We start from the raw sequence: 11,430 nt of genomic DNA on the forward strand, positions 1-11,430 counted from the left end.
CGCTGTGGTTCCATGGCGTCCTTTGCAGACCGTTGTTCCCATGGCCTACGAACTCGCCAAGCGCACCGAAGATGCCGAGCGCCGCCTGTCCACCACCGACGGGCTGCCCTCGCGCAACGGCGCGCTGCTCACCGCGCGCCTGCAGCAGCGCTACGCCGACCGCATCACCGGCAGCTTCACCATCCCCGGCCGCGAAGGGCGCTACGCGCCGATCCCGGCCGACGTGCCGGCCGCGCTCACCGCCGCCCTGAAGGCGCGCGGCATCGAGCAGCTGTACAGCCACCAGGCCGAGGCCTGGGATGCCACCCAGCGCGGCGAGCACGTGGCCATCGTCACCCCCACCGCCAGCGGCAAGTCGCTGTGCTACACCCTGCCGGTGGTGAGTGCGGCCATGCAGGGCAAGGCCAAGGCGCTGTACCTGTTCCCGACCAAGGCGCTGGCCCAGGACCAGGTGGCCGAGCTGCTGGAACTCAACCGCGCCGGCGACCTGGGCGTGAAAGCCTTCACCTTCGACGGCGATACGCCCGGCGATGCACGCCAGGCGATCCGCCTGCACGGCGACATCGTGGTCTCCAACCCGGACATGCTGCACCAGGCGATCCTGCCGCACCACACCAAGTGGGCGCAGTTCTTCGAGAACCTGCGCTATGTGGTCATCGATGAAGTGCACACCTACCGCGGCGTGTTCGGCAGCCATGTCACCAACGTGCTGCGCCGGCTCAAGCGCATCTGCGCGTTCTACGGGGTGGAGCCGCAGTTCATCCTGTGCTCGGCCACCATCGGCAACCCGCAGGCGCATGCGCAGGCGCTGATCGAAGCCCCGGTCACCGCCATCACCGAATCCGGCGCGCCCAGCGGGCCGAAGCATGTCCTGCTGTGGAACCCGCCGGTGGTCAACGCCGACCTGGGCCTGCGCGCCTCGGCGCGTTCGCAGAGCAACCGCATCGCCCGCATCGCGATCAAGTCCGGGCTGAAGACGCTGATCTTCGCGCAGAGCCGCTTGATGGTTGAAGTGCTCACCAAGTACCTCAAGGACATTTTCGACCACGACCCGCGCAAGCCCGCGCGCATCCGCGCCTACCGCGGCGGATACCTGCCCACCGAGCGCCGCGAGACCGAACGTGCCATGCGGGCCGGGCTGATCGACGGCATCGTCAGCACCTCGGCGCTGGAGCTGGGCGTGGATATCGGCAGCCTGGACGTGGTGGTGCTCAACGGCTACCCCGGCAGCGTGGCGGCCACCTGGCAGCGCTTCGGTCGCGCCGGGCGCCGCCAGCAGCCCGCGCTGGGGGTGATGGTGGCCAGTTCGCAGCCGCTGGACCAGTACGTGGTGCGCCACCCCGACTTCTTCGCCGACGCATCGCCCGAGCACGCGCGCATCGCCCCGGACCAGCCGCTGATCCTGTTCGACCACATCCGCTGCGCCGCCTTCGAGCTGCCGTTCCTGGCCGGCGACCCGTTCGGGCCGATCGACCCGCTGGTGTTCCTGGAAGCGCTGGCCGAAACCGAGGTGATCCACCGCGAAGGCGACCGCTGGGAGTGGATCGCCGACAGCTACCCGGCCAACGCGGTGAGCCTGCGTTCAGTGGCCGACGGCAACTTCGTGGTGGTCGACCGCAGCGACGGCAAGCAGCAGATCATCGCCGAGGTGGATTATTCGGCGGCCGCGCTCACCCTGTATGAGGGCGCGATCCACATGGTGCAATCCACGCCATACCAGGTGGAGCGGCTGGATTGGGACGGCCGCAAGGCCTACGTCACCCGCACCCACGTGGACTACTACACCGACAGCATCGACTTCACCAAGCTCAAGGTGCTGGACCGCTTCGACGGCTGCCTTGCCGGGCAGGGCGATGCCCACCACGGCGAGGTGCACGTGGTGCGGCGCGTGGCCGGTTACAAGAAGATCCGCTACTACACCCACGAAAACATCGGCTACGGCCCGGTCAACCTGCCCGACCAGGAACTGCACACCACCGCGGTGTGGTGGCAGCTGCCGCAGGCATTGCTGCTGACCGCGTTCGAGAGCAAGCAGGAAGCGCTGGATGGTTTCCTGGGCGCGGCATATGCGCTGCACATCGTGGCCACGGTGGCGGTGATGGCCGACGCGCGCGACCTGCAGAAGGCGGTGGGCAACGGCGACGGCGCGTGGTTCGCGGTGGCCGACCAGAGCGGCCGTGGCCAGCTGCGCGGGGCCGAGTTCGATGCCAGCGCGATCGAACTGCAGCAGCAGTTCGTGCCCACCGTGTACCTGTACGACAACTTCCCCGGTGGCGTGGGCCTGAGCGAGCCGTTGTGGCTGCGCCAGGACGAACTGCTGCAGCGCGCGCGCGAGCTGGTGCAGCGCTGCGACTGCAAGGCCGGCTGCCCGGCCTGCGTGGGTCCGGTGCTGGCCGGGCAGGAAGACGATGCCACCACGCCCCGGGCGCTGGCGTTGAAGGTGCTGGACCTGTTCGATGCCCCGGCGTTGCCCGGCGCCGACGCGCAGGACCGCGTGCATGCCGAGGTGGTGCCGCAGTGAGCCTGAGCCTGGACAAGCTGCGCCTGCTGCGCCGGCAGGCCGGTGACGCTACCCCCGCGCCTGCGGGGGAGCGGACGAAGGCGACCGAGGGTGCCCCGCACGCCGCTGACACGGGCGTGGCCCCCCCCAACGAAACGGTCGGCACCGACCGTCGGTCGGCACACGCCGCCGCGCTCCCCGCCGCCGCCAACGATGCGCGCGCACGGTCCCCCGCGCCGGCCTCGGTGTTTGCCTGGGTCGAACAGGAAATCCGCCACAAGCCCACTGGTGCGGCCAGCAGCACACCCGCAGCGCCCGCACCGGCGCTGCGCACGCCCGACGTGGGCAGCCTGCACCGGCTGCTGGGCCTGCGTGGTCGGGGCAGCGCCGCAGCGCCCGCGCCGCGCGCCAACGCGCAGGACCGCCATGTGCCCGGCGAGGAGATCGCGCCCGGGCTGTTCCTGATCGAATCGTTCCTGCCCCAGCCCATTCCCACCCAACCGCTGTCGCTGGCCTTCGCCAAGCGCGAGGGCGACCAGGTGCAGCCGCAGGACCTGATGTTCTTCGATACCGAAACCACCGGCCTGGCCGGCGGTACCGGCACCCGCGCTTTCATGATCGGCGCGGCCGACTGGCATGCCCATCCCGAACAGGGCGACGGCCTGCGCATCCGCCAGTTGTTGATGACCACCATGGCCGCCGAAACCGCAATGCTGCGCGAGTTCGCCGGCTGGCTGCAGCCCACCACCGTGTTCTCCAGCTACAACGGCCGCTGCTACGACGCCCCGCTGCTCAAGACCCGCTACCGGCTGGCCCGCCAGCGCTGCCCGATCACCCCGCTGGACCACGTGGACCTGCTGTTCCCGACCCGCCGCCGCTACCGCGGCACCTGGGAGAACTGCCGGCTGGCCACCATCGAACGGCAGCTGCTGCAGATCGTCCGCGAAGACGACCTGCCCGGTTCGGAAGCGCCGGCGGCATGGCTGAACTACCTGCGCGGCGGCAGCGCGGTGAACCTGCGCCGCGTGGCCGAGCACAACCACCAGGACGTGGTGACGCTGTCGCTGTTGATGCTGCGGCTGGTGGCCGAGGAACAGCGCGCGCGGGAAACGCTGGCACTGCAGGGCGAATGAACGCGGCGGTGGGCTTTTGACGCGATGTGAAGCACGCACCCACCACACTGCCCGCTACTGACCCCGGGAGAAGTACCGCATGCGCCTTGCCCTGTTGTTGACCCTAGGTTGTGCGTTGCCACTGGCCGCCTGCAGCCAGCCGCCGAAAACCAGCGCCCCCACGTCCGAACCCATGGCCGCCGGTGCCGACAGTGCCGCCCGCTGCGATGCGGAGAAGTTGAATGGCCTGGTGGGCCAGACCGCCAGCGAGGCGGTGCTCGCCAAAGCAGTCAAGGACAGCGGCGCCCGCCATGCACGCGTGCTCAAGCCGGGCATGGCCATGACCATGGATTACCGCGAAGACCGCGTCAGCATCGAAGTGGACGAACAGAACAAGATCGTCCGCGCCAACTGCGGTTGATCGCGTGAGCCGATGAAGGCGGCGGCCTGCGTAGCGCTGCGCAGGCCGCCGTTGCCGTACGGTCAGTCGCGCAGGCGCTCGGCCTTGCCGCTGGACAGTGCCTGGTCGATCGCCGCGCGCACGTCACGTGCGGCGCGGGCCGAGGCCAGGCTCTGCTGCTGCGCCAGGCGCGCCTGCTCGCGGCCAAGTTCGGCCTGTTCGCGGGCCACCCGGGCCAGCTGCTGCGCATCCACGGCCTTGGCAGAGGCCTTGCGCGCCTGACGTGCCGCCTGGTTGGCCTCGGCGGCCGCGTCCAGGGTGGCGTGCTGCGCGGCCGCGTGGGTCACCGCGTCCACATCCAGATGCGCCATGACGTCGGCGGTGACCTGCATGCTCACCCTGGCCATCTGCTCGCCGATCTCCGATTGGCGATCGCCCAGGTCCGCCTGCGCGTCGCCCAGTGCGGCCACTTCGCTCTGGCTGCGTCCCAGCTGCCGCAGCACGGCCGGATCGCGGATCAGGTAGCGGGCCTGCCCGCGCCGTACCCACAGCACCGGTTCGCCATCGCGGGCATCGCGCCGCGCCTGCTTGAGGTCGGCCACCGAGGCATTCACGAAGTTGTCGCCATCCCCCATCAGTACGAAGGCCTGCGCCGGTTGCCGGGACAGCGTGAGCTGGCCGTGGGTGACCAGCGGCATGCCATCGTCCAGCGCCTGCGGTGAGGCCGGCGCACGGGGTGCCTGCGGTGCCATCGGCGGTGCCGGCGGCGCAGGGACCGCCATCGGTTCCGGGGCCGGGACCGGCGCGGAGGGCGCGGGCGGCGGCGTGGCCGGGGCGTGCGGTGCAGCCGGTGGCGGCGGCGGCGCGGGGGGTGCAACCGCCGCCACCAGCCGCAGCGGCGCGACACCCACCAGCACGAACACCGCGGTGATCGCCATGGCCGCCATGCGCGGGAAACGACGGGTCTGCTGCAGGCTCAGCAGGCGACGCTTGAGGCTGCGGAAGTTCGGCGACGCACTGGCCACACCCACCGCCGGGCGCGGGGCCACGCCCAGCTGCACCAGCAACCGGCCGTAGTCGTGCCGGCAGTGACCATGCCCGGCCACCACCGCACCATCGCAGGCTTCTTCGCGGGCCAGCGCATATTCGCGGGCCGCCAGATGCACCAGCGGATGGAAGAAGAACAGGTGCTGCGCCAACGCAGGCAGCAAGCCCCACCACAGGTCGCGGCGCTGCAGGTGCACCAGCTCGTGGGTCAGTGCCATGTCCAGGTCATCGGCGGCCATCGCCGGCAGTTCCCGCGCTGGCAGCAGCAGCACGGCACGCCATGGTCCGATCAGCTGCGGCGAGCGGATCTGCGCGGAGATCTTCAAGGCGGGCGCGCGGCGCAGACCGTGTGCTTCGGCCGCCAGCTGCAATGCGTCCTGCAGCGAGGCATCGGTGCACTCCACTGCATCGCGTACCAGCGCGCGGCTGTGGCGATAGCCACGCAGGCTGTGCAGCAGCATCACCAGCACACCCGCCGCCCACATCGCCAGCAGCACGGCAGGCCACGACCACAGCACCGAGGCCGGCGCCGCCATCGAAACCGTGTCGGCGGCCAAAGGTGCCACCGCAACGGCGGTGTCCATGGCAGGCAGTGCGATCACCTGCGTGGTCTGCGCCACGGGCGCGGGCAACACCGCCAGCTCCAGCGGACTGCTCCAGACCAGGCCCAGTACCGCCTGCAGGGCCACCAGCCACCACAAACGCACCCGCGTGGACGGCGGCAGGCCCGGCAGCAGCCGGCACACGCCCCACACCAGGCCCACCAGCACCGCGCTCTGCACGCTGGTCCAGCCCAGCCGCACCAGCAGTTCCATCATCAGCGTCTCCATGGCTCAGCCCTCCCGCTTGCGTGACTGCAACTGCGCGACCAGCGCTTCCAGCTCGGCCAGTTCCTGGTCGCTGACCTCGGCCTTGTGCGACATGAAGGCCACGAACGGCGACACCGAGCCCTGCAGGGTCTTTTCCACGAAGCTGGCCACGGCGCCCTGCACCACGCTGTCCTGGCCGCTGGTGGCGGCATAGCGGTACACGCCCTGCACCTGCTTGCGCTGCAGGTAGGCCTTGCCGCGCAGGCGCTCCATCATGGTCAGCACGGTCGAACGGGCCAGCCCGCGCTCCTCGCCAAACCCCGCCGCCACTTCACCGACGGTGGCGCCGCCCTGTTCTGCTACGTACTGCAACAGGGCCAGTTCCTGGTCCCCGATGGTTTTGCCGCGCATGACACACTCCGATGACTACACGTGTCGTCACCGTGCCAGTGACTACAACTGTCGTCAAGTGCCGGACGGCGCGCGCCGACGAACGGTCGCCTGCGCGCCGGTTAAACCTTTTCGCCCGCCGCCGCATCCAAGCCCGCGAGCCCGGACTGTCCGCCGCTCCACCGGCGCGCGGCGACCGGTGCACCCGCCCAAGGAAAGCTGCATGCGTTTCAGTGCCCTCCGCACCCCCGTCCTGTTGGCCGCGCTCGCAGTGCCCTTGGCGTGTTTCGCCGCTCCCTCCGCCGCCTGGGATCCCGCCAACGCGCAGGCCCGCCGGTTCGTGCAGGACACGATGCAGGCCAGGCGCATTCCGGGCCTTCAGGTCGCGGTGGTCAAGGACGGCCAGCTGGTGCTGTCCGAGGCCTATGGACTGGCCAATGTCGAGAACGGCGTGGCCGCCACGCGCGACACGCGTTTCCCGCTCAACTCGGCCACCAAGTCCTTTACCGGGGTCGCGATGGCGCAGCTGGCCCAGGCCGGGCGTGTGGATCTGCAGGCACCGGTGTCGCGCTACCTGGATGATCTGCCGCCGGCGTGGGGCAAGGTGCAGGTGCGCCAGCTGCTCGCCCATACCTCCGGTCTGCCGGACATCCTCGATGCGCAGGGCCTGCTGGGCGGCGGCACCGAAGAGCAGGCGTGGACGCAGGTGACCGCCCTGCCGGTGGAAGCAGCGCCGGGGGAGCGCTTCCGGTACAACCAGACCAACTACGTGCTGCTGGCGCGGATCATCGCCAGGCAGGCCGGCATGCCGTATCCGCAGTACATGGCCAGGCATCAGTTCGACGTGGTGGGCATGCCACGCACCACCTTCGGCGACAGTTACGACCTGGTCGCCGACGCGGCCACCATCTACAGCTGGTTCCCCCGCAAGACCGACGCCGCCGATGCACCGCAACGGCTGTCGCACTGGTTCTACGACCTGTCACCGGGTCTGTGGGCCGGTGCGGGCATGCTCACCACCGCCGACGAGGTGGGCCGCTGGATCATCGCGCTGTCGCAGGGGCAATTGCTCAGGCCGGACGGCGTGCGCCGCATGTGGACACCGGAACGCCTGAACAACGGTGAGCCCGGCGCCTGGTCGGCCGGCTGGCCCATCATGGGCACGGCCCCGGACCTGCAGGTCGGCGGCATGGGCGGCGCACGCGCGGCGTTCATCGTCTATCCCGAACGCCGGCTGGCGGTGGTCGTGTTGACCAACCTGGTCGGTGCCAACCCGCAGGACTTCATCGCCCCGATCGCCGCGTTCTACGGCGCTGTGCCCACCACCGATGCCAGCCGGCCATCGACGAAGCGCACGGCAACCCCGTAGGTCCGCGTCGGCGAGGTGAACTGGAGCGTCAGCGCCTGGCGCTGCCGCGTGCAGGAACTGCGCAGGCCCAGAAACCCCGAGCGCGCACCGATCTGATCATTGATCTGCCGTACCTGCTCCGGCGGCAGCGCCACGTCGTTGACCGTGAACGCCGTCACCGGCACGGCCTGCCCCGCCTCCACGGTGATGTCAAAGCGACTGTCACCGCAGTGCAGCTGGTGGCGGGAGACGTAGTGCGTGGCCGTCACACCGTCCTCGGTGGTTATCGACGTCAGCGGCGCGGCGGCCACGCCCGCCAGCAGCAGTCCCAATCCGGTTGCGGCGGCGACACCCATCGTTGCACTCCTTGTCCATGTCCGTCCCACTCCACCCCACCGGCGGCTGACGCGGCGTAGATCGCGCGCGTCAGCCTGCCGTGCTACCGCGCCGCGCTCAGCCGCGCGGCCCGCCCATCACCGGCAGGATCACCCCGCTGATATAGCTGGCGGTCACCGGCGAGGCAAGGAACACGTACGCCGGGGACAACTCCTCCGGCTGCGCCGGGCGGCCCATGTCGCTGTCCTTGCCGAACTCGGCCACGTCGGCGGCCTGTTTGTCGGCCGGGTTGAGCGGTGTCCAGACCGGGCCCGGCGCCACCGCGTTGACCCGGATCCCGCGCGGCAGCAGCTGGCTGGCCAGCGCCTTGGTGAAGGCATGGATGGCGCCCTTGGTGGCCGAGTAGTCGATCAGGGCCTTGCTGCCGAACAGGCCGGTCTCCGACCCCGTGTTGATGATGCAGTCGCCTTCCTGCAGGTGCGGCAGCACCGCGCGGGCCATCTGGATATAGCCGCCGATGTTGGTCTGCAGGGTTTCCTGCAGGTGCGCGTCCTCGAGGTCTTCCAGGCGCTCGCAATGCAGCTGGAAGGCGGCATTGTTGACCAGGATATCGATCCCGCCGAAGGCCTTGGCCACCTGCTTGACCGCCTTGGTGCAGAACGCGGGATCACGCACATCACCGGCGATCACCAGGCAGCGGCCGCCTTCGGCTTCCACATGCTGGCGCGTCACCTTGGCGTCGGCCGCTTCGTCCAGGTGCAGCACGGCCACGTCGGCGCCTTCGCGGGCAAACAGCACGGCCACCGCGCGGCCGATGCCCGAATCGGCGCCGGTGATGATCGCGCGCTTGCCGGCAAGCTTGCCGCTGCCCTTGTAGTCAGGGGCAAGGAAGCGCGGCGCCAGCGCCAGTTCGTGCTCATTGCCCGGCTTGGCGATCTGCTGCGCCGGCATCGTCTCCGGCTGCTTGCGCGCGCCGGCCTGGGTGGCCTTCTTGGTCGCCTTCTTCGCCACCTGCTTCTTGGCGGCCTGCTTGGCTACGCGTGCATCCTTGGCCTTCTCCTGGTCCTGCAGGCGACGCTGGCGCGCGGCCACGCGGGCGGCGCGCGGGTCCTTCGCCGCCGCCTTGCGGGTGGCGGTCTTCACCACCGGCGTGCGCTCGGCCAGGGGTTTGGCGGCCTTGTCAGCGGCGGCGGGCGAGGTGGGCGTGCGAGTCTTGCGGGTGGCCATCTGCGGCTCCTTTGCGAAAGCGTTCAAGTGCACAGGCAGTGTGGCCAACTGCGCGGCCACGCAAAGTGAGTGCGATGTGGGCAATCCGTGCAGGCTTCATCCGCTGCATACGTCAAACGCGGCACGCTGCAGGCCGGAAATCCTGCTGGAGTCACCCATGTACCGCACCCTTTTCGCGGCGGCCGCCCTGGCCACCCTTTCCGCCTGCAGCAGCACCCCGGTGGCGCAGGTGCAACCCATCGACGGGGTGATCTCCGGCCAGTGCCACGTAGACAAAGTGCGCGGTGCGGTGGGCCTGGCCGCATCGGCGGCCACCATCGAGCGCGCCCGCGTGGACAGCGACAGCCTGCAGGTGAACGTGGTGCGCGGGCAGCGCGCCGAGAGCGGCCCCACCGCCAGTGGCGCGGCCAACCCGACCCCGGGCGCGCAAACCGGCGGCGAGCGTTTGACCATCGAAACCGGCCGCACCAACAACATCACCGCGCTCTACTGCGGCTGATGGACCCGCTCAGGCCGCCCGCGCGCGCTTGACCGTGCGCCGTGCGGCCTTGAGCACCTTCAACGTCGCCTGCTCCCACTGCCGCTCGCCGCGCAGGCCTGCCAGCGCCTTCAGCGAGCCGGCGCGCCAGCCGTCGAACACGCACGGATCGATGTAGGACTTTCTGCACACCGACGGCGTATTGCCCAGCAGGGTCGCCACCTCGCACACCACCTGCTTCTGCAACCCCGCAAGCGCACGTTCGCTGGACGGTTCGGGCAGCTCGGTGATGGCCAACTGGCGGATGGCTTCCAGCGTCCCGCCCCAGGTCCGGAAATCCTTGGCACTGAAATCCTCGCCCATCGCGTCGTGCAGGTACTCGTTGACCATGCCCGAATCCACCGGCTGCACCGCCCCCTCGTCATCGCGGTACTGGAACAGCGCCTGCCCGGGCAGCTGCTGGCAGCCACGGATCAGCGTCACCAGGCGGCGATCATCCACGTCCACCTCGTGCGCCTGTCCAGACTTGCCACGGAAGCGCATCTGCGCACGCCCGCCCTTGACCAGCGCCAGGTGCCGGTTGCGCAGCGTGGTCAACCCGTAGGACCGGTTGTCGCGGGCGTATACCTCGTTGCCCACCCGCACCAGCGTCTGCGCCAGCAGCGCGACCACAATGGCCAGCACCTTGTCGCGCGGGAAGCCGGTCAGCTTCAGGTCGCGCCGCAGGCGGCGGCGCAGCACGGGCAGCGCAGTGCCGAAGGCGATGATGCGGTCGAACTTGCCGTCGCCGCGCACCCGCGCCCAGTCGGCGTGGTAGCGGTACTGCTTGCGCCCGCGCGCATCGCGGCCGGTAGCCTGCAGGTGGCCATTGGGCAGCGCGCAGATCCACACGTCGGTGTAGGCCGGCGGAATCGCCAGCGCGCGGATCCGGGCCAGGGTGGCGGCATCGCGCACCGCCGCGCCGTCGGCGTCGCGGTAGCTGAAGCCCTTGCCGGCACGGCGCCGCTGCAGGCCCGGCATTTCATCGCTGACATAGCGCAGGCCGGCCTCGCGGGCGGCGGCGACTTCGGGGGTGACGCGACGGCTGGGGCTCATCGGAGGACGCGGCGGTAAGGGCCTGCAGTGATACCCGGTACGGGTGCGAGGGCGCGTCAATAACACAACACGAACACCTCACGCCCCGCTTGGCGATATCCTCCAAGGTTTCCCTGGTTCGATGTCTGGAGTCTCGATGCCGTCCTTGTCGTTCCGCCGCCTGCGGCGTTCCATTGGCCTTGTGGCCGTCATTCCCGCCCTGCTCGTACTGGCCGCCTGCCAGGCGCCGCCCATGGACGAGCAGGAAGCCGTGGGCACCCATGCCCAGAAGGCCGCCGAAGCCGCTGCGGCCCCGACCGATGAAACAGGCAAGGCGCTGGAAGCGCCGCCGGTCGGCAACTGCGACGCCACCCAGGTGCAGAGCCTGGTCGGCCAGGCCTATACCGACAAAATCGGCAGCCAGGCCCAGCAGGACGCCAGCGCCAAACAGCTGCGGGTGCTCAAGCCCAACGACATGACCACGATGGAGTTCGTCGGTGAACGACTGAACATCGAAGTGGACGAAAAGGGCGCGATCAGCGGCCTGCGCTGCGGCTGAACAGGGACGCCTGGAACCCCGGTTCCAGGCGGTTTTTGAAGGGGTTTGGTTGCGCCTGCAACCGTGTATTGCGGCGTTGCAGCAACTGTGATCTAGTCGAGTCATCCGGTGCCTCCAGATGCGCTCAACGGATTGAGCGGGGACGAGTGT

At 69.8% G+C, this 11,430-nt stretch carries 11 protein-coding genes; 6 read left to right on the forward strand and 5 right to left on the reverse strand.

What is annotated here, in order from left to right:
* Positions 1–40: 40 nt before the first annotated feature.
* The 3 genes from DX03_RS19470 to DX03_RS19480 all read left to right on the forward strand — a co-directional run bounded on the left by DX03_RS19470 (position 41) and on the right by DX03_RS19480 (position 4,033).
* Positions 41–2,521, forward strand: coding sequence for a DEAD/DEAH box helicase (locus DX03_RS19470; protein WP_038691374.1), 2,481 nt, complete (start codon positions 41–43; stop codon positions 2,519–2,521).
* Positions 2,518–3,633, forward strand: a complete 1,116-nt coding sequence (locus tag DX03_RS19475) for a ribonuclease H-like domain-containing protein (RefSeq protein WP_038691376.1) — start codon at positions 2,518–2,520, stop codon at positions 3,631–3,633. Before DX03_RS19470 ends, DX03_RS19475 begins: the two co-directional genes overlap by 4 nt.
* A 79-nt stretch (positions 3,634–3,712) precedes the next feature.
* On the forward strand, positions 3,713–4,033 hold the full coding sequence (locus tag DX03_RS19480) for an I78 family peptidase inhibitor (RefSeq protein ID WP_038691378.1): 321 nt from the start codon (positions 3,713–3,715) through the stop codon (positions 4,031–4,033).
* Between the two features lie 62 nt (positions 4,034–4,095).
* On the opposite strand, the gene DX03_RS19485 is transcribed toward DX03_RS19480, so the two are convergent.
* Together DX03_RS19485 and DX03_RS19490 are read right to left on the reverse strand one after the other, a co-directional pair.
* On the reverse strand, positions 4,096–5,889 hold the full coding sequence (locus DX03_RS19485; RefSeq protein ID WP_038691380.1) for a M56 family metallopeptidase: 1,794 nt from the start codon (positions 5,887–5,889) through the stop codon (positions 4,096–4,098).
* Positions 5,890–5,892: 3 nt separating this feature from the next.
* Positions 5,893–6,279 carry a BlaI/MecI/CopY family transcriptional regulator gene (locus tag DX03_RS19490; protein ID WP_038691382.1) on the reverse strand — a complete coding sequence of 129 codons (387 nt, stop codon included), beginning with the start codon at positions 6,277–6,279 and terminating at the stop codon, positions 5,893–5,895.
* A gap of 202 nt (positions 6,280–6,481) precedes the next feature.
* On the opposite strand from DX03_RS19490, the gene DX03_RS19495 reads away from it, so the two are divergent.
* Positions 6,482–7,627: a serine hydrolase domain-containing protein gene (locus DX03_RS19495; RefSeq protein ID WP_038691384.1), complete on the forward strand. Its 1,146-nt coding sequence runs from the start codon at positions 6,482–6,484 to the stop codon at positions 7,625–7,627.
* Here DX03_RS19495 and DX03_RS19500 read toward each other — a convergent pair.
* Together DX03_RS19500 and DX03_RS19505 are read right to left on the reverse strand one after the other, a co-directional pair.
* The gene (locus DX03_RS19500) at positions 7,564–7,962 is read right to left on the reverse strand and encodes a hypothetical protein (RefSeq protein ID WP_038691386.1); all 399 of its coding nucleotides are present in this window, start codon (positions 7,960–7,962) and stop codon (positions 7,564–7,566) included. The genes DX03_RS19495 and DX03_RS19500 overlap by 64 nt on opposite strands.
* Positions 7,963–8,059: 97 nt before the next feature.
* The gene (locus tag DX03_RS19505; RefSeq protein WP_038692695.1) at positions 8,060–9,169 is read right to left on the reverse strand and encodes an SDR family oxidoreductase; all 1,110 of its coding nucleotides are present in this window, start codon (positions 9,167–9,169) and stop codon (positions 8,060–8,062) included.
* 157 nt (positions 9,170–9,326) lie between these two features.
* On the opposite strand from DX03_RS19505, the gene DX03_RS19510 reads away from it, so the two are divergent.
* The gene (locus tag DX03_RS19510; RefSeq protein WP_038691388.1) at positions 9,327–9,668 is read left to right on the forward strand and encodes a hypothetical protein; all 342 of its coding nucleotides are present in this window, start codon (positions 9,327–9,329) and stop codon (positions 9,666–9,668) included.
* A 9-nt stretch (positions 9,669–9,677) separates the two neighbouring features.
* Here DX03_RS19510 and DX03_RS19515 read toward each other — a convergent pair whose 3' ends face one another.
* The gene (locus tag DX03_RS19515; RefSeq protein WP_038691390.1) at positions 9,678–10,742 is read right to left on the reverse strand and encodes a DNA topoisomerase IB; all 1,065 of its coding nucleotides are present in this window, start codon (positions 10,740–10,742) and stop codon (positions 9,678–9,680) included.
* A 136-nt stretch (positions 10,743–10,878) separates the two neighbouring features.
* Here DX03_RS19515 and DX03_RS19520 point away from each other — a divergent pair, with 136 nt between their 5' ends.
* The gene (locus DX03_RS19520) at positions 10,879–11,280 is read left to right on the forward strand and encodes an I78 family peptidase inhibitor (RefSeq protein ID WP_081797291.1); all 402 of its coding nucleotides are present in this window, start codon (positions 10,879–10,881) and stop codon (positions 11,278–11,280) included.
* The last annotated feature ends 150 nt before the right edge of the window (positions 11,281–11,430 follow it).

Origin of the sequence: Stenotrophomonas rhizophila (genome assembly GCF_000661955.1) — a bacterium.
In the GTDB taxonomy this organism is placed as follows: domain Bacteria; phylum Pseudomonadota; class Gammaproteobacteria; order Xanthomonadales; family Xanthomonadaceae; genus Stenotrophomonas; species Stenotrophomonas rhizophila.